At 74.9% G+C, this 17,969-nt stretch carries 14 protein-coding genes; 13 read left to right on the forward strand and 1 reads right to left on the reverse strand.

Going from position 1 to position 17,969, the window contains the following annotated elements; all coding sequences use genetic code 11:
- The first annotated feature begins 157 nt into the window (after positions 1–157).
- Positions 158–2,980 (forward strand): hypothetical protein, encoded by a 2,823-nt coding sequence (locus PV789_RS11530; RefSeq protein ID WP_274977408.1) that lies wholly within the window; start codon positions 158–160, stop codon positions 2,978–2,980.
- 137 nt (positions 2,981–3,117) lie between these two features.
- Here the strand turns inward: PV789_RS11530 and PV789_RS11535 are convergent, their stop codons facing one another.
- Positions 3,118–5,421: a HelD family protein gene (locus PV789_RS11535; RefSeq protein WP_274977409.1), complete on the reverse strand. Its 2,304-nt coding sequence runs from the start codon at positions 5,419–5,421 to the stop codon at positions 3,118–3,120.
- Between the two features lie 432 nt (positions 5,422–5,853).
- Here PV789_RS11535 and PV789_RS11540 point away from each other — a divergent pair, with 432 nt between their 5' ends.
- From PV789_RS11540 to PV789_RS11595, 12 genes are all read left to right on the forward strand, one after another.
- Positions 5,854–8,082: an anthranilate synthase component I gene (locus tag PV789_RS11540; protein WP_274977410.1), complete on the forward strand. Its 2,229-nt coding sequence runs from the start codon at positions 5,854–5,856 to the stop codon at positions 8,080–8,082.
- Between the two features lie 197 nt (positions 8,083–8,279).
- Positions 8,280–8,420 carry a GPGG-motif small membrane protein gene (locus tag PV789_RS11545; RefSeq protein WP_013152479.1) on the forward strand — a complete coding sequence of 47 codons (141 nt, stop codon included), beginning with the start codon at positions 8,280–8,282 and terminating at the stop codon, positions 8,418–8,420.
- Between the two features lie 263 nt (positions 8,421–8,683).
- Positions 8,684–9,481 (forward strand): FAD-dependent thymidylate synthase, encoded by a 798-nt coding sequence (gene thyX / locus PV789_RS11550; protein ID WP_274977411.1) that lies wholly within the window; start codon positions 8,684–8,686, stop codon positions 9,479–9,481.
- Between the two features lie 504 nt (positions 9,482–9,985).
- Complete coding sequence (locus PV789_RS11555; protein WP_212640394.1) at positions 9,986–10,303, forward strand: hypothetical protein; 318 nt, start codon at positions 9,986–9,988, stop codon at positions 10,301–10,303.
- Positions 10,304–10,584: 281 nt separating this feature from the next.
- Complete coding sequence (locus PV789_RS11560) at positions 10,585–11,598, forward strand: Gfo/Idh/MocA family oxidoreductase (RefSeq protein ID WP_274977412.1); 1,014 nt, start codon at positions 10,585–10,587, stop codon at positions 11,596–11,598.
- On the forward strand, positions 11,582–12,550 hold the full coding sequence (locus PV789_RS11565; RefSeq protein ID WP_274977413.1) for a sugar phosphate isomerase/epimerase family protein: 969 nt from the start codon (positions 11,582–11,584) through the stop codon (positions 12,548–12,550). The genes PV789_RS11560 and PV789_RS11565 overlap by 17 nt, the downstream gene beginning before the upstream one ends.
- Positions 12,547–13,950: a M20/M25/M40 family metallo-hydrolase gene (locus tag PV789_RS11570; RefSeq protein ID WP_274977414.1), complete on the forward strand. Its 1,404-nt coding sequence runs from the start codon at positions 12,547–12,549 to the stop codon at positions 13,948–13,950. Before PV789_RS11565 ends, PV789_RS11570 begins: the two co-directional genes overlap by 4 nt.
- Positions 13,947–15,080, forward strand: coding sequence for an Ldh family oxidoreductase (locus tag PV789_RS11575; RefSeq protein WP_274977415.1), 1,134 nt, complete (start codon positions 13,947–13,949; stop codon positions 15,078–15,080). Before PV789_RS11570 ends, PV789_RS11575 begins: the two co-directional genes overlap by 4 nt.
- Positions 15,077–16,009 carry a Gfo/Idh/MocA family protein gene (locus PV789_RS11580; RefSeq protein ID WP_274977416.1) on the forward strand — a complete coding sequence of 311 codons (933 nt, stop codon included), beginning with the start codon at positions 15,077–15,079 and terminating at the stop codon, positions 16,007–16,009. The genes PV789_RS11575 and PV789_RS11580 overlap by 4 nt, the downstream gene beginning before the upstream one ends.
- On the forward strand, positions 16,006–16,467 hold the full coding sequence (locus PV789_RS11585; protein WP_274977417.1) for a DUF6917 domain-containing protein: 462 nt from the start codon (positions 16,006–16,008) through the stop codon (positions 16,465–16,467). The genes PV789_RS11580 and PV789_RS11585 overlap by 4 nt, the downstream gene beginning before the upstream one ends.
- 186 nt (positions 16,468–16,653) lie before the next feature.
- Entirely contained in the window at positions 16,654–17,181 is a 528-nt protein-coding gene (locus tag PV789_RS11590) for an EF-hand domain-containing protein (RefSeq protein ID WP_274977418.1), read from the forward strand.
- A 243-nt stretch (positions 17,182–17,424) separates the two neighbouring features.
- The gene (locus tag PV789_RS11595) at positions 17,425–17,949 is read left to right on the forward strand and encodes an EF-hand domain-containing protein (RefSeq protein WP_274977419.1); all 525 of its coding nucleotides are present in this window, start codon (positions 17,425–17,427) and stop codon (positions 17,947–17,949) included.
- Positions 17,950–17,969: the final 20 nt, after the last annotated feature.

The raw sequence follows: 17,969 nt of genomic DNA on the forward strand, positions 1-17,969 counted from the left end.
GGGAGTGGCCGGGGCCGGTCACCAGTACCGGACAAACCACGTGTAACACCTCATATGTATTCATGCGCGGTTTTCACCATCCTTTGACCGGATACCTTCCCTAGTGGCGGCGGAGCGGCCGCGCCGCATCGGTCCGCGAACCCGTGGGAGGGGCGACTTGCCCGACAGCACGTACCACCAGATCCACTTCGCCTGGGCCGAACCCACCCTCCTCGGCCGGTTCGGCCCCGGGCCGGCCGCCGCCTCCCTCCCCGAGGCCGAGCAGCCCGTCCTGCGCTCCTGGCGGGACCGCCTCCTCCCCGCGCTCACCGCCGACTACCGCCCCGCGCTGCCCGACACCGACCCGGGGGAGTACCCCGAAACCCTCTGGGCGCGCGCCTACCCCGACGGGCAGGCCGCACTGGTCTACCGCTGGCCCGGCGACGTCCGGTCCGCGCACGCCTGGGCGATCGTGGGGCCAGCGCACGGCCTGACCCTGCCGCGGCTGCTCTCCCTGCACGAGAACCCCCACACCCGCCCGGCCTCGCGCCGCCCCCCGGAACCGGGCTGGGCGACCATGGACACCCTGCCCGTGCCCGAGCCCTGGGAGCGCACCGCCGCGCCCGGGGCCGTGCGCACCCGCGACCGGCGCGCGGCCGAGACCACCGTCGGGGACGAACCCCTCCTGGCGGGCGCGGTGGCCGCCGCCCTGTACCGGCCGGACGCGCCGATCCACATCGCCTTGGCGCCCGAGCGGGCCGACCTGTGGCAGGCGGTGCAGTTGCGCTTCCTGTGGGGCCTGCACCGGGCGCTGCACGACGTGCTCACCCCGCCCCGCGCCATCCCCGCGGCCGGGTGGAGCTGGTCGTTCTCCACCTACGACCCGGTGCTGGGCACCCCGGACGGTCAGCACCTGGCCTTCGGCCCGCCGGTCGCCGACGCGCCCGAGCCCTTCCTGAGGCCCCCGGCCCCCGACCACCGCGCGGTCGCCGAGGGGCTCGTGTCCGTCCTGCGGGAGGAGGGCGGGGACGCGCTCGCCCGCCACCTGGCCGAACGCGGCATCGCCGGGGCCCCGACCTTCGCCGACCGCCGCGCGCTGCTGCGCGACTGGCTCGACCCGCGGCCCCGGCGGTTCGACGGCGTCCCCGTCCCTGAACGGCTGCCGGACGAGGACGCCGTGTACGGAGGGGAGCCCCTGCCCGACCTGCCCGAGGCCGAGGCCCCGGGGGAGGAGGAGACCGGCCCGTGGCCGCTCCCGGTGTCCCGCGTCCCGGTGGGCCGCCCGGACCTGGAGGCGGAGGCGGTCCCGGGCGTGCCCGGCGGCCAGCGCTCCCTGAAGGGGGTCACCGACGAGGGCGTGGAGTCCTCCGCCGCCGGAGCGGGCGGCGGACGGCGCGGGGACGGCCGCGCGGACCCCGCCGCGCCCGGGGCCGAGGGGGCGCACGGAGGAGACGGGGCACACCGGGAGCGCGGGACGCGCGGGAACGGTGAGCCGCACCGGGACGAGGAGGCCCACGGACGGAGCGGGACGCGCGGGGACGGCGAGACGGACGGGGACAACGAGGCGCTCTGGCCCGAACCCGCGTCCGAACCCCCGCCGCGGGAACCGGGAGGTGACGGCGCCGGTGACGCCCCGCCGCGCCCGCACCCGCGCATCGCACCTGCCCGGGGGCAGACGTCCGCGACCCCGGAGGGCCCCTCTGCGCGGTCCGGGATCTTCGGGGCGCCCGAACCCCACCGCAGGCCGCGTCTGGTTCCGGACACCGGGGGCGGAACGGCTGACCGTGCCTTCGAACCCGGTGACCCCGAGCCCCGCCGGTCCGCGTCCGCCGATGAGGAGGGGGAGCGGAGCGGGTTCCGGTCCGCCGGTGCGCCGATCCCGGACGGACCGGAGGAGGAACCGTCCCGCGAGGGCGGACCGCCCGCCTCCCGGAGCGGCCGGGAGACCTTCCGGTTCCTCGGCCGCGGCAGACGCGCCGTTCCGGAACCGGACGAGCCCCCGGCCCGGGGTGGGCAGCCACGGGACGGGGACGCGCCCGCCCAGGCGGCACCCGGAAGCGGGACCGGGTCCGCGCCCCCGAGCGGGTCGAGGGAGGACGCGGCCGCGACAGCGCCCCTGTCCGCGGACGGAGCGCGGCCGGAGGCGGCCGTGCCAGCGCCCGAGGACGGAGCTCCCCCGGGCGCGTCCCGTCCCCGGGCCGGAGCCCCGCGCCAGGAGAGCCCGCAGGCGCCACCGGCCCCGGCCCAGGACACCTTCGGAACGGGCGGCACCGTGAGCCTCGTCGGCGAGCCCGCCCCGCCCCCCGAATCCCTCCTCCAGTCCCCCGCCCCCGCGGACGAGTGGACCATCGCCGCCTCCCCCAGAACGCCGGGGACGCCGCCGGACCGAAGGACCGCGGACCCCGAACCGGCCCCGGGGCCCGGCCTCACGGACGGCCCCGAGGACCGCGCCCCCGCCGACGCGCCGCCCCTGCCCGTGGTCCCCGAGCCGGAGACCGGCCCTCCGCCGCCTGCGCCCCTCGACTACGCGACCGAGACCGAACCCGACCCGGAGCAGTTCCCCGACGGCGAGGTCCCCGAGGACAACTGGCCCACCCAGTACGTCGACCTCCCCCTGGCCCGGCTGGAGCGCTGGCACTCCCGGCACGGACCCGAGGGCGCCCGCGTCGACATCCTCGACGCCCGCGCCGCCGTCCGGGCCGAGCGCTCCGAACTCCAGCGGGTCCGCGAGGAGCGCGACCACTACCACGCGGAGGTCCAGGACCTGCGCCGCGAGGTGGCCCGCCTGGACCGGCCCTGGCTGGACCGGGCGGACGAGGAGGAGGACGCCCCCGAGGCGCCCCGTCCCCGCCGCTGGCCCTCCCGAGCCCTGGCCCTGATCCTCCTGGCGGCCTTCCTGGCCACCGGGCTGGAGGCGGGCGCCCGCTTCGGCCTGGGCACCCTGGACCTGTTCGGGCTGCTGGGCGCCGCGATCACCGGCGCCTCCTGGTGGCCCCTCTGACCGACTGACCGACTGACCGGCGACACCGGAGCCCGGCCCGCCGACCGGGCTCCCCGCGTGCCGCCACCGTGCGAGGGCCCGCCCCGGCGCGCCCGCCGCAGTGTGCGGACCGCCGCAGTGCGCGGACATCCCCGGCCTCACCCCCCGGCGGCCCCGGCCAGGCGTCCCAGCACCGGCGGCAGCTCCCCGGTGTGGGCCACCGCCAGCCGCCGCGTGGCCCGGGTGACCGCCACGTACAGGTCGTTGCCGCCGCGCGGCTGCGCCAGCACCGCCCCCGGTTCCACGACCACCACCGCGTCGAACTCCAGCCCCTTGGACTCGGTCGCGGTCAGCACCACCACCGCCTCCTCCAAGGGGTCGCCCACCCGCCCCGGGACCGCCGCCCCCGGCCGCGCGGCCCCCGGCAGCGCCGCCGCCACCGCGTCCGCGTGCCGGTCCGCGGTGACCACCGCGACCCGGCCGTCACCGACCGCGGCCGCCTCCTCGGCCACCAGCGCGGGCAGCTCCGCCAGCGACGCCAGCCGCACCGCGCGCGGCGGGTCGCCCTCCTCGCGCACCGACTCCGGCACCTCCTCACCCGGAGCGGCCACCCGCAGCACGTCGGCGGCCACCGCCATGATCGGCTCCGGCGTCCGGTAGTTCACCCGCAGCCGCTCCACGTGCACCTTGCCGGGAGCGTAGGGTTCCAGCGCCTCCGTCCACGAACGGGCCCCCGACGCGCTGCCGGTCTGCGCCACGTCCCCCACCACGGTCAACGACCGGGTCGGCACGCGCCGCATCACCGTGCGCCAGGCCATCGGCGACAGCTCCTGGGCCTCGTCCACGATCACGTGGCCGTACGTCCACTCCCGGTCCGCGCCCGCCCGGTCCGCGGTGGTGCGCGCGGCCCCGGCGTCCCGGTGGCGCGCCGCCAGCGCCGCCGCGTCCATCATCCGGTCCTCGAACAGGCCGGTGAACTCCAGCACCCCCTGCGCGTACCGCTCCTCCTCGGCCCGCTCGGCGTCCTCGCGGCGCTCGCGCGCCCGCGCGGCGCCGTCGTCCTCCCCGAGCAGGTCCGCGGCCTCGTCCAGCAGCGGCACGTCCTCCACGGTCCACGGCTCCCCGGCCGAGCGCGCCAGGAGCGCGCACGCGTCCCCGCCGAACCCGGCCCGCGCGCCCACCCGCTCCAGCGCGGCCGGGTCGGCGAACAGCTCCCGCAGCAGCCGCTGCGGGGTCAGGTGCGGCCACAGGGCCTCCAGCGCCTCCCTCACCGGGTCCTCCGACCACAGCCGCGCGCCCGCGAACCCCAGGTCCTCCTCGTCCGCGGGCCGCCCGAGCAGGCGCGACTCGGCCCGGGCCAGCTCCGTGAGCAGGGACCCGACCGCGTACTTGCGCGCGGTGTTGTGCGGCAGGCGCAGCCCACGGGCGGTCCGCAGCACCCGTTCGCACAGCGCCCCCGGCACGCGGAGCGCGCCCGCGTCGGTCTCCACGACCAGGTCCGCGCCGCCGAACGCCTCCAGCGGCGTGCGCTGGCGGTCGGCCACGGCCGCGTGCAGCAGGTCGGCCATCGCCAGGCAGCCCTTCACCGCCGCCGCGGCGTGCGCGTCGCGGCGGGTGGCCGCCACCCCCGGGAACAGCTCCCCGACCGTGCGCATCACCGCGTCGGTCTCCCCGAGGGAGGGCAGCACGTCGCCCACGTAGCGCAGGAACGCCGGGTTGGGCCCCACCACCAGCACCCCGCGCCGCTCCAGCACGGCGCGGTGGGTGTAGAGCAGGTAGGCGGCGCGGTGCAGGGCCGCCACGGTCTTGCCGGTGCCGGGCCCGCCCTGGACCACCAGCACCCCGGCCAGCCGGGCGCGGATGACGCGGTCCTGTTCGGCCTGGATGGTGGCCACGATGTCGCCCATCCGCCCGGTGCGGCCCCGGCGCAGCGACGCCAGGAGCGCGGCCTCACCGACCAGTTGGCGGCGGTCGGTCTCGCTCAGCCCGTCGGGGTCGAACACCTCGTCGTCGAGTCCGAGCACCCTGCGGCGGCGCACCCGCAGGTGGCGGCGGCGGGTGACCCCGTGCGGGTCTCCTGGCGTGGCGGCGTAGAAGGGGCGTGCGGCCGGCGCCCGCCAGTCCACCAGGATGGTCTCGTACTCGGCGTCGCGTAGCCCGATCCGGCCCACGTAGCGGGTATCGGGCCCGTCGCCGTCAGGGGAGAGGTCGACGCGGCCGAAGCACAGGCCCTCCTCGACCGCCCCCAGCTGGGCGCGGCGGCGCGCCTGCTCGTAGGAGCGGGTCTCGCGCTCCACGAGGGCCGCGTACCCCCCGCGTTCCTGGAGGTGGGCGGAGGCGAGCTGCTCGGAGGTGTGGGCGCGCAGGTCGTCCAGGCGCTCGTACATCGCGCTGATCCTGGCCTGTTCCGCGGTCAGGGCCGACGAGGCGCCCCCGTCGGCGCCGGTTTGACAGAACTCCATCGGCTTGCTATGCTCCGTATGTTGGATTTTTTGTGAGCGAATCCAAAAAGCGACAATGGGCTACGCACCCTAGCACAGCGCCGCGCGCCCGCGCGAGGGCGCTTTCACGTCCTCCCCCTCGACCCGCCGCCGCACGGCCCCGCCGCCGCACGGCCCCGCCGCCCCGTACTCCGTGCGGGCCCCGAGCCCCTGTGCCGCCCGCCCCGCGACCGGACCGGAAAACCTCCGCGTCGGCCTCCCCAGCACACACAGCACCCGCTACACTCGTGTCCATGCGACAGACGACCACCCAGGCTCAGTGGTGGCGCCGCCCCTAGGCGGTGCTCCGAGTTCGCATACCCATGCAGCGACCGCCCCGGACCGGCGGTCGTTTCGTGTTCCACGGCCCCGGACGGTGCGGCACATCCGACCGCGCAGTCAAAAGGACCGGCCGTGAATCCCAGCGACGCACAGACCAGCACGTACCTCACCGAGGGCGGCGTCACCGTACACCGCAGCGCCACCGCCTGCGACCCCGAGATCCTCACCGAGCTCGTCCGCTCGGTCGAGCTGCGCCGCGGCGGAGTGCTCTCCTCCGGCATGGAGTACCCGGGCCGGTACGACCGCTGGCACCTGGGCTACGTCGACCCGTGCCTGGAGATCACCACGCGCGGGCGCCGCGTCACCGCCACCGCCCTCAACGCCCGCGGCCGCGTCCTGCTGCCCGTCCTGGCCGGGGCCCTGTACTCCGTCGGCCTGCCCGACCCCGACAGCACCCTTGCCGACCTCCGGCACGGCGGCGTCGCCGTCATCGTCCCCGAACCCGACCCGGGGGAGTTCTTCACCGAGGAGGAGCGCAGCCGCCGCCCCAGCGTCTTCACCGCGCTGCGCGCCGTCATGGCCGCCCTGCGCAGCCCCGAGGACACCAACCTGGGCCTGTACGGCGCCTTCGGCTACGACCTGGCCTTCCAGTTCGAGCCCATCGAGCAGCACATCGACCGCGACCCCGGCGACCGCGACCTGGTCCTGCACCTGCCCGACGCCGTCATCGTCCGCGACCGCAAGCGCGAGACCTGCGTGCGCTACACCTACGACTTCACCGTCCCCGCCGACGGCGACCGCGCCGAGGCCACCACGCGCGGCCTGCCGCGCGAGACCGAACCCACCCCGCCCGTGGTCGCCGCCGAGGTGCCCGAGGGCCCCGAACCCGGCTCCTACGCCCGCGTCGTGGCCGAGGCCAAGGAGAAGTTCCGGCGCGGCGACCTGTTCGAGGTCGTCCCCGGGCACCGCACCTACGCCCGCTGCTCCTCGCCCGCCCGCTTCTACGAGCTGCTGCGCGAGCGCAACCCCGCCCCCTACGAGTTCTTCTTCAACCTCGGTGGGGGCGAGTACCTGGTCGGCGCCTCCCCGGAGATGTTCGTCCGCGTCACCGGCGAGCCCGGTACCGGCCAGCGCGTGGAGACCTGCCCCATCTCGGGCACCATCCGCCGCGGCGAGGACGCCCTGGGCGACGCCGAGAACATCCAGGAACTGCTCTCCTCGGTCAAGGAGAAGTCCGAGCTCACCATGTGCACGGACGTGGACCGCAACGACAAGTCGCGCGTGTGCGAGCCGGGCAGCGTCCGCGTGATCGGCCGCCGCCAGATCGAGATGTACTCGCGCCTGATCCACACCGTGGACCACATCGAGGGCACCCTGCGCCGCGACTTCGACGCCCTGGACGCCTTCCTCACCCACATGTGGGCGGTCACCGTCACCGGCGCGCCCAAGACCTGGGCGATGCGGTTCATCGAGCAGCACGAGACCAGCCCCCGCCGCTGGTACGGCGGCGCCGTCGGGGTGCTCAACTTCGACGGCTCCATGAACACCGGCCTGACCCTGCGCACCGCGCACATCCGCGACGGCGTGGCCGCCGTGCGCGTGGGCGCCACCCTGCTCTACGACTCCGACCCCGAGGCCGAGGAGCGCGAGACCTTCCTCAAGGCGCGCGCCCTGCTGGAGACCCTCGCCCTGGGTGAGCGGGAGGACTCCCCGGCGCGGGCGGACGGAGAGACCGAGGCCGGGCCCGCTGAGCTCCCGGGGGAGGGCATGCGGGTGCTCCTGGTCGACCACGAGGACTCCTTCGTCAACACCCTCGCCGACTACGTGCGCCGCCACGGGGCCGAGGTGACCACGGTCCGCTACGGGTTCGACCCGGCCCTGCTCGACCGGCTCGCCCCCGACCTGGTCGTGCTCTCGCCCGGACCCGGCCTGCCCGAGGACTTCGGGATGTCGGCCCTGCTGGACGCGCTCGCCGTCCGCGGCCTGCCGGTGTTCGGGGTGTGCCTGGGCCTCCAGGGGATGGTGGAGCACGCCGGGGGAGAGCTGCGCACCCTGGACGAGCCGGTGCACGGCAAGCCGGGCCGCGTGCGGGTCCACGGCGGGCGGCTCCTCACCGGCCTGGGCGAGGCGGACGCCTTCCCGGCCGCCCGCTACCACTCCACCTACACCCTCCCCGAGCTGGTCAAGCACTTCGAGGTCACCGCCGTCCTGGAGGGCGGGGCGGACGAGGAACCCGTCGTCATGGCGGTGGAGGACCCGGCCGCGCGGTGGTACGCGGTCCAGTTCCACCCCGAGTCGATCCTCACCGCGACGGTCGGCGAGGGCATCGTGGCGCGGGTCCTGCGCCTGGCCCGCGGCTGAGGGCCGCGGCGGTGCCCCGGGGGCCGTCCCCGGGGGCCGCGGACCCCCGCGCCGAGGGCGTGTGCGGAGGGTCACGCGGACATTTCGAGGAGTGCGGCGACAACCGGTGCACGGGCACCTACCTGCACCAAGACGTCTTTCCCAAATCACATCCAACCGAAAAGTTTGATCAACCCGTTACGGGACAGTGGTTGTGTATGGGTATTCTGCTGACAATCCTCGGAATCATTCTCATCGTCGCCGGTGTTCTCGGGGTGCTGCGCGGGCAGCTCCTGTGGGGCATCATCGCCATCGTCGTCGGGCTCTTCGTGGCCCCCGGCTACTTCTACGGCTTCTAGCGGGTTGTCCCTCCCCTCCACGACAGGAACGCACGACCAGGAAGCACGCACAGCACAGATCGCGGGCCGGGCGCCCGACCGGGAAAACCCGGCGGGCGCCCGGCCCGCACCCTGCCCCCGGCCGACCCCCGCCGACCCCGTGTACCCTCGGGGAGGGCTGGTCAGCCCCCGCCCCGTCACGCCCTCCGCACCCCGCGCCGCCCGTCGGCCGCGGTGCTCAGGCGTGCGCACGGGGAGCCGGGAACACGAACGGGAGGCATGCTGTGAAGAGGGTCGAGCCGCAGGTCCGTCTGGTGGCGCGTCCGCAGGTGGACTACGACGCCGTCGCCGACTACCTCAAGGAGGTCGGCGGGGAGGCGTGGCTGGAGCGGTTCGACCGCGGTGAGCTCGACGCCCACCTCAACGACCCCCAGAACCTGGCCGAGTTCGCCGGCCGGCTGTGCTACCGCTCCTGGGAGCCGGGCCTGAACCCCAACGTGACCCGGGTGCGCACCGACCAGGACGCCTACCTCGGCAACATCCTGGCCAGCATGCACGGCTCCGTCCTGGAGCACATCAGCTTCAGCTTCGTCCTGCACAACGTGTCCCGTGTATGTACACATGAGCTGATTCGTCACCGCCCGGGCGTGGCCGTCTCCCAGGAGTCCCTGCGCTTCGTGCGCCTGTCCGACCTGCCGTTCTGGTTCCCCGACTGGGCCGAGGAGGACCCCGAGCTGATGGAGCGCGCCACCGCGATGCTCCGCCAGATGGAGGAGTTCCAGCTCTGGATGGCCGACCACTTCGGCCTGGACGACGAGGGCGTCAAGTTCGCGGAGAAGAAGCACAAGACCTCCTTCATGCGCCGCTTCGCCCCCGAGGGCGTGGCCACCGGCCTGGTGTGGACCGCCAACGTGCGCACCCTGCGCCACACCCTGGAGGCGCGCACCGCCCCCGGCGCGGAGGAGGAGATCCGCCTGCTGTTCCACCTCATCGGCCGGACCCTCCAGGAGGAGGCCCCGGCGCTCTTCGGCGACTACGAGGTCCGGGACGGCGCCTGGGTGCCCAGGTACCGCAAGGTCTGAGCGCCACGCAACACGGCGGCCCGCCCCTCGGGGCGGGCTTTTTTGTGCGCGCAGGAAACCGGGACTTCTCCCCTTCCGGCGCGCCGTCCGCCGCGCCCGGCGCGGGGCGGGGAAGCGCCCCGGCAGCCGTTCCCGCGCCTGATCCGCCGTCACAGGGGGATTCCCAGCCGCTCGCGTTCCCTGCGCACCCCGGAGAAACCTCCCGTTCCGGACCCCCTCCCTTCCGGAGAACGCACTTTTCCGGCGATAACGCCATCTAAGTTGCGAGCGGCGAATGCCTCAGCGAAGACATGGAAAGCATTCTTTTCGGTATTTTCCTCCCCTGGTGCTTTCCCTCCGGTTCGGCTCCGGGTAGCGGCTGCCCGAAATCCTCCGCTGGGCCGCACCGGCTCTGGCCTTTGCGGTGACGGCGGGCCAGGATGTCCGGGTCGGCTTCGCCGTATCGTTGATATGCGCGGGCCGATCCTTCCGAAAAAGTGCGGAACGAAAATGGAGGCAATCGGAATGAGGGCTCTCGTGTCCGCCGCGGCGGCACTCGCGTTCGCGGCGGGCGGGTCCGTGGCGGGCGCCGCTCCGGCCCACGCCGCGACCGGTGAGGTCGTCGTCTTCACGACCGAGTTCGAGGAGCTGCGCCGCTACCCCGAACCCCCGTCGGGCACCTGCCAGCGGCTCCCCGAGACCGCGCACGTGCTGGTCAACCTCACCGACGCGGACGTGCGCATGCACGCCGGCACGACCTGCTTCGGGCCGTCGGTCCTGGTCGCGCCGGACCACGGCTGGCACGCTCCGCCCAGCGGGCTGTTCAGCTTCTCGGTGGCCTGACCCCGACCGGTCCCGCGGCCCCCGCCCGGCGGTCGCGGGACCGTCCGGTGTTCCGGCGGCGGTGCGGCCGCTGGGAATAAAACACCACGAAAGTACGCATTTCCTTCTCGCAGTGCGGACGGCAACATGTCCTTTTCCGAGTTTTCGGACCCAGGGGCATGTTCTCTGCTTTGACGCTTTCGGCGCGATGTCCCAATGTGATCGGAAAGCGTGCGGCCGCTGCGCCCCCGGATTCGCCAGCGCACCGCCGTGAAAGCAGAAGGGAAAGGTGCCCGTACGTTATGCTGCACACCCTCATCGTCGGCCTGGGCAGATCGGGAGAAGGGCTGCACCTGCCGTCCCTGGCCAAGGCACGGGCCCAGGCCCCCGCCCTGTTCGCCCCGGGGCCGGTGATGGGGTTCGACCCCTTCCGGGGCCCCGTCGAGGGGGTCCTCACGACCGGCTCCCTGGAGGAGGCGGCCCGCTGCGCGCCGCCCCCGCGCACCGTGGTCCACCTGTGCACGCCGCCGCACCTGCGCTCCGGCCCGCTGGAGCACCTGGCCCGCCTCGGCTACCGCATGGTCGTCGTGGAGAAGCCGCTGGCCCTGGACCTGGTGGAGCTGGCCGCCGTCGCCCGGCTGCGGCGGCGCTGGGACCTGGACCTGACCGTCACCACCCAGTGGCTGGACAGCGCGCTCACGCGGCGCCTGCGCGCCGCGGTGCGGGGCCGCGTCTTCGGCGACCTGCGCGCCGTCACGGTCCTGCAGAACAAGCCCCGCTTCACCCGCACCGCCCAGACGCCGGGCCACCCCACCGCCTTCGACGTGGAGGTCCCGCACGCGCTGGCCGTGGTGATCAGCCTGGCCGGGGGAGCGGACGTCACCGGGGCCTGTCTGGAGGACATGGTCACCGAGCAGACCCGGCTGCCCGGACTGGGCCGCGCCCGCCTCGACCTCGCACACCACGGCGGGGTGCGCAGCCGGATCGACTCGGACCTGACCTCCCCCGTCCGCGAGCGCCGCATCGCGCTGGAGTTCGACCGCGCCGTGCTCACCGGCCACTACCCGTGCAGTGCCGCCGACCACACCGCCCAGCTGTCGGTGGACGCCACCGGGCACCGGGCCTCCCACTCGGTCTTCGCCGACGACGCCCTCCCCGCCTTCCTCCGCGCCGCCTACGCCCGCTACGCCCGCTCCTTCCGCGGCCCCGGCACGCTCCCGGTCCAGGTCGAGGCGGTCCGGCTGCTCACCGAGGCCAAGCGGATGTGCGCGGCCCACGGCCGCAGGCAGGAGGTGGGCAGTGCCGTCGGCGCCTGAACACACCGCTCCGCCGCTCGCCGGGATCGGCGACGAGGCGGCGCCCGACCTCGACGGACAGCTCGCCGCCCTCGCCGAACTCGGCTGGAACCGCCTGGAACTGCGCACCGTCGACGGGACCGCGCTGGCCGCCCTGGACGAGCGGACCTTCGACCGCGCCGCCGGACGGATCCGCGAGGCCGGGACCGACGTGGTCGCCGTCGCCTCCCGCATCGCCGACTGGTCCAGGCCCGCCACCGGCGACTTCGCCCCCGACCTGGCCGAACTGGACGTCCTGGCCCGGCGCTGCGCTGCGCTGGGCACCCGCCTGGTCCGGGTCATGTCCTACCCCCGCGACGGGCTCCCCGAGGCCGAGTGGGGGCGGCGCGTCCGCACCCGCCTGCGCGAACTGGCCCGCCGGGCCGAGGACGCGGGCCTGGTGCTGGTGCACGAGAACTGCGCGGGCTGGGCCGGGGACCGCGCCGACCGCGCCCTGGAACTGCTGGCCGAGGTGGACAGCCCGGCCCTGCGGCTGCTGTTCGACACCGGCAACGGCGTCGCCCACGGCTACCGGGCCCCGCAGATGCTGCGCCACCTCCTCGACCACGTGGCGCACGTGCACGTCAAGGACGCCGTCACCGCGCCCGACGGCGGGGTCGACTACGTCCTGCCCGGTCAGGGGGAGGCAGGAACCGCCGAGTGCCTGCGGCTGCTGGCCGCCGACGGCTACACCGGAACGCTGTCCATCGAGCCCCACCTGCACCTGCGCCCGCACCTGCGGGTCTCGGGCGCCGACCCCGGCCGCGGCGACCGGCCCGCCTTCGTCGCCTACGGGCGCGCACTGGAGGACCTCCTGGCCCGCACCTGGCACACCGGGAACGACCCCCGCCGCGGCGGTGACACGGACCCCCACGCCGCGACCGGGGCCGCCCGCACCGCTGACGGCCTCCGCCGCACCGAGGGGGTCCGGTGACCGCCGCGCTCACCCACGCCGACCGCGACCTGCTGCTGCGGCTGCTCGAACTGCCCACCGCGGGCCCGCTGGAGACCGGCCCCGACGGGCCCCCGCCGCTGCTGCGCGAGGCCCAGCTCCTCTACGCCCGCGCCGCCGCCGAAGCCGGGTTCGACGTCGTGCACCACGCCCCGGCCCGGCCCGCCGACATGGACCGGCCGGACGTCCCGGCCCCGGTCCGCGAGGCCCTGGCCCGCCCCGGCTTCCTCGGCTGCCAGCCCAGCCTCGTGCTCCGGCTGGGCCCCGACCTGCCCGCCGAGCGCACCGTGATGTTCAACGTGCACCTGGACACGGTCGCCGGGCGGCAGCCGGTCGGCTTCGACGGCGAACGCTTCCACGGGCGCGGCGCCATCGACGCCAAGGGCCCGGCGGTGGCGCTGCTGGCCGGGGTGCGGGCCGCCCACGAACGCGACCCGGCCGTCGGCCGCGACGTCGCGGTGCTCGTCCAGGCCGTGGCCGGGGAGGAGGGCGGAGCCATGGGCACCCTCGGCACCCGGCCGCTGGTCGAACGCGGCCACACCGGCCGCCTCAACATCTTCTGCGAGCCCACCCGGATGCGGTTCCTCACGCGCAGCACCGCGGCGATGACCGCCCGGATCTCGGTCCGCGGGGACGACGCCATCGACGACCGCCCGCACACCGGGCACAACGCCTCCGTCCTGCTGGGCCACCTGGCCCGCCACCTGGGCCGCTCCCTGGACGCGCACGCCCGCTCCGGCGCGGTATGCCTGGCCGGGCTGCACACCGGCACCCTGCACAACAGGGTCTACGGCAGCGGGTCGCTGCTGCTCAACCTCGCCTACGCGGACGCCGCCGCCGGACGCGCCCTGGAACGCGCCCTGACCGACGCGCTCGACGCGGGACTGGACGCCTTCACCAAGGACTTCGCCGACACCGCGCTGTTCGCCCGCACCGCCGCCGACGCCCGCGCCCTCACCCGCCTGGAGTGGACCAAACGCGGCCTGCCCGCGCTGGACGACCGCGACCCCTGGGGTCCCGCCCTGCTGCGCCGCGCCGGAATCGCGCCGTGGCCCGCGGACGAACCCGCCTTCACCTGTGACGCGATCTGGATGTCCGGGGTCGCCGGAGCCAGCACCGCCGTGCTGGGCCCCGGCGACCTGGCCGCCAACAACGCGCACGCCGACGACGAGTTCGCGCGCGCCGACGAACTCGACGGGTTCGCCGACGCGGTGGCCCGCCTCCTGGCCGCCTTCACCGACCAGATCCCGCGTCGGGCCCCCGGGCCCGACGACCCGCACGAGGCCCAAGGGCCGCGCACCGACGAAGAACTCCACACCACCGACGAGGAAGGCGACGAGGACATGCGCGCACACCACAACCCCGCCCGGGAGGCCCGGTGACCACCGCGGCCCCCACCCAGGCCCCGCCGGAACACGAGGCCGTGCGGGTACGCCACGACGACCTGGTCGCGTTCGCCGCCGGGGTGTTCGCCGACCGCGGCCTGCCCCCCGACCGGGCGGCCGAGGCTGCGCGCGCCCTGTGCCACGGAGACCTCGCCGGCCCGCGCTCGCACGGCCTGGCCAACCTGACCCGCCTCTACCTGCCGCTCCTCGACGGGGGCAGGGCCGACCCCGCCGCCGAACCGCGCGTCCTCGCCGACCTCGGCGCCGCCGTGCTCTGGGACTCCCGGAGGGCCCTGGGCCTGTGGGCGGCCAGCGAGGCCATGGACCTGGCCGCCGAACGCGCCGCGCGCCACGGCATCGGACTGGTGTCCGTGCGCGGCGCCACCCACCTGGGCTGCGCCGGGTACCACGCGCTGCGCGCGGCCGAACGCGGCATGGTGGGCCTGGTGGCCAGCAACTGCGGACGCCAGCGCATCGCCCGTCCGCCCGGCGGCGCGGTCGCGATGCTGGGCACCAACCCGCTCAGCGTCGCCGCCCCGGCGGGGGAGCACCCCCCGTTCCTGCTCGACATGAGCACCACCGCCGCGCCCACCGGCCGGGTCCGCCAGGCCGCCCGCGAGGGACTCACCCTGCCCGAGGGCCTGCTGTGCGACGACACCGGCGCGCCCGTCACCGACCCCGCCGCCTTCGACGCCGGGCGCGCGCACCTGATGTGGCTGGGCGGCGACGCGGGACGCTACAAGGGCTTCGGCCTCGGACTCATGGTCGAGGTGCTCTCCGCACTGGTCCCGGGTGCCGGGACGGGCCCGCACCCCGACGCCCTGGACGGGGACGGCGGCCCGAGCGGACGCGACGACGACATCGGCTTCTTCGTGGCCGCGATCGCGCCCGACGCCCTGCGGCAGGGGGCCGAGGACGACGCGCGCGAGCTGTTCGGCGCGCTGCTGGCCTGCCCGCCCACCGACCCGGACGCGCCGGTGCGCTACCCCGGCTGGCACGAACACCACCGGGCGCGGGAACTGCGCCTGACGGGCGTGCCGCTGGAGGCGGAGCTGTACGCCGAACTGGCGGAGCTGGCCGACCGGACCGGCCTGCCCCTTGAGGCGATGCGGGAGGAGACGCGATGAGCGCCCCGCTGCGCACCGGGCTGGTCGGCCTCGGCGTGATCTCCCGCTTCTACCTGGAGGCCCTGCGCACCGCGCCCGGCCTGGACCTGGTCGCGGTGTGCGACCGCGACCCCGGCGTGCTCACCGCCCACCCGGTCGGGGCGCGGGGCTACACCGACCACGTCCGGATGCTCGACGAGACCGGACTGGACGCGCTGGTGGTCACCGCGCCCAACGACGCCCACGCCCCGATCTGCGCCGACGCGCTGCGGCGCGGGGTGGCCGTGTGCGTGGAGAAGCCGCTCGCGCTGGACGCCGTCCAGGGGGAGGCGCTGGCCGGGCTCGCCCGCGACCGTGACACGGTGCTGTTCACCGCCTTCCACCGCCGGTACAACTCCGCGCTCGCGCGGCTGCGCCGGGACCTGGCCGGACGGCGGGTGGAGGAGCTGACCGTGCGCTACCTGGAGCGGATCGAGGAGCACGCCGGGACAGACACCTGGTACCTGGACCCGGCCCGCTGCGGCGGCGGGTGCGTGGCCGACAACGGACCCAACGCCTTCGACTTGGTGGAGTGGCTGCTCGGCCCGGCCGAGGCCGAGTCGGCGCGCGTCACGCGCGACGCCGCGGGCACCGACCGCCGGGCCGAGGTCGTGCTGCGCGCCGCGGGGGCGCGCGCACGCGTCCTGCTCGACTGGTCCCACCCCGGCGAGCGCAAGGACGTCGAGGCGCGCACCGCCGACGGGGAGGTGCTCGCGGCGGACATGCTGGAGGGCCACCCCGGGTTCAAGGACTCCCTGTGGCACGAGTACGTGGGCGTGCTCGCCGAGTTCGAGCGGCGGGTGCGCGGCGGTGTGGTCGAGGACCCGGGCGGGCCGTCCGCGCTGCGGCTGGTCGGGGACGCCTACCGCCTGGCGGAGGCCGCGGAGCCGACGAGGGAGGGGGCGCGGTGAACCCCCGTGAGGACGGACCCAAACGGGAGGTCACCGCGACGCTGGTCAAGGTCCTGGTGCACCGCAGGAGCGAGCGGGGCATGCGGCTCGAACCCCACGCCAGCCGGTGCGTGCGCGCGGGGGAGGTGCACGAGCTGGTCGCGACCGACCACACCGAGACCGCCGAGGGGGCCCGGATCGACCGGGTGGGCTTCCTCGGGTTCGCCGAGATCACCGGCGCCGGGGTGGTGGACCGGGGCGACGAGCTGTGGATCGGCCCGCGCCGGGTGGGGACGGTGCTCGGCTTCGACGCCTGCCACATGCCCAACCACTACAACGTGCTCGTCCACGCCGACCCGCTGCCGACCGGGGGGGACCTGGGTCTGGCCGCGGGCGAGTGTCTGGTGTTCCGCCAGGGGGAGCCGTTCGGCGCCGACCCGGCCGCCGAAACGGTTTCCGAAGAATCTGGTATTTGCTGAAAAATGTCCGATATAAAAAATCAATTACCCCCATGGATTCTTGTGAACCCCTTTTATGGGACACGCTCGCAGGCTAATCTTCTGGGTGTGGGGAGGGTCCGGCCAGGCTCGGTCGGAGGGTCCTTTCCTGTGCTCGGAGAGAGCATCGTACGTCTGTTTTTCCATGGGAACTGAGAGGGAAAATAAATGACGACCGCCACCAAGGCCAACAGCCGCCTCGAAGAGCGCTTCCGCCTCTGGGACGTCGACGGCAGCGGCAGCATCGAGCGCTCGGACTTCGAGACCGAGGCGAACGACATCGTCTCGCGCCTGGGGGCCGAGGGCACCGCCCAGGGCAACGAGCTCAAGGCCGCCTACCTGGCGATGTTCGACCACCTGGCCGCCGCCGCCGGCACCCAGGAGATGAGCCAGGAGCAGTTCGTCCAGGCTGCCGAGCAGGAGATCATCAGCAAGGGCGACGCCGGCTTCGCCTCGGTCGTACAGCCGACCATCCAGGCCATCGTCAACGTGCTGGACACGAGCGGCGACGGTGAGATCAGCCCCTCCGAGATGCAGAAGTGGTTCGCCGCCATCGGTCTCCAGGGCGCCGAGGCCGACCGCGCCTTCGCCGAGCTGGACACCGACGGCAGCGGCAAGCTGTCCACCACCGAGCTGGTCGACGCGGTCCGCGACTACCACCTCGGCCGCAACGACATCCCCCTCCTCGGGAGCTGAGCCCCTCGTCCCGGCCGCGGCCGACCGCCGCGGCCGGGACCGTTTCCCGCCCCTCTCCCCTCCGCGGTACGGGAACGCGGGAAAGCGAAGTGCGCCGGCCCTCCCGTTCCGTCTTTCCCGAGACGCCCGGGAAGGGCTTTATTCGGCGTGGGAAACGGTCGGAGCCCGGTTTGGGGAACCCTTTTCGAATGCCGGTATGACGTCGTGCCTCTGTTGTTCCACGGAAGAAGTGAGGGAAAGCCCATGACGACCGCCACCAAGACGGCCAGCCGCCTGGAGGAGCGTTTCCGACTCTGGGACGTCGACGGCAACGGGGTGATCGAGCGCTCGGACCTCGCGGCCGAGGCCGACGGCATCGTCTCGCGCCTGGGGGCCGAGGGCACCGCCCGTGGCGACGCGCTCAGGGCCGCCTACCTGGGCATGTTCGACCGCCTGGCGGCGGCCGCGGGCACCGACCGGATGAACCGCGACCAGTTCATGGAGGTCGCCGGGCGCGAGATGGTCGGCAGCGAGGACGGCTTCGCCGAGATCGCCCGGCCGACGCTCCAGGCCACCATGGACGTGCTCGACACCGACGGCGACGGCGAGATCAGCCGGAGCGAGATGCGCCAGTGGCTCGACGCCGTCGGCGTCAGCGCGCGGGACGCCGACGGCGTCTTCGACGAACTCGACACCGACGGCAGCGGCACGCTCTCCGCCTCCGAACTGGTCGACGCGGTCCGCGACTACCACCTCGGCCGCAACGACATCCCCCTCCTCGGCGGCTGAGCCCCCGCCCCGGCCGAGGC

It is taken from the genome of Nocardiopsis camelliae, assembly GCF_028993595.1.
Taxonomy (GTDB): Bacteria; Actinomycetota; Actinomycetes; order Streptosporangiales; family Streptosporangiaceae; genus Nocardiopsis; species Nocardiopsis dassonvillei.

What these genes read in the sequence shown, in the direction of transcription:
- PV789_RS11535 (WP_274977409.1), bottom strand. Translation starts at nt 5,421, where the DNA reads ATGGAGTTCTGTCAAACCGGCGCCGACGGGGGCGCCTCGTCGGCCCTG.
- PV789_RS11545 (WP_013152479.1), top strand. Translation starts at nt 8,280, where the DNA reads ATGGGTATTCTGCTGACAATCCTCGGAATCATTCTCATCGTCGCCGGT.
- PV789_RS11555 (WP_212640394.1), top strand. Translation starts at nt 9,986, where the DNA reads ATGAGGGCTCTCGTGTCCGCCGCGGCGGCACTCGCGTTCGCGGCGGGC.
- PV789_RS11560 (WP_274977412.1), top strand. Translation starts at nt 10,585, where the DNA reads ATGCTGCACACCCTCATCGTCGGCCTGGGCAGATCGGGAGAAGGGCTG.
- PV789_RS11580 (WP_274977416.1), top strand. Translation starts at nt 15,077, where the DNA reads ATGAGCGCCCCGCTGCGCACCGGGCTGGTCGGCCTCGGCGTGATCTCC.
- PV789_RS11590 (WP_274977418.1), top strand. Translation starts at nt 16,654, where the DNA reads ATGACGACCGCCACCAAGGCCAACAGCCGCCTCGAAGAGCGCTTCCGC.
- PV789_RS11595 (WP_274977419.1), top strand. Translation starts at nt 17,425, where the DNA reads ATGACGACCGCCACCAAGACGGCCAGCCGCCTGGAGGAGCGTTTCCGA.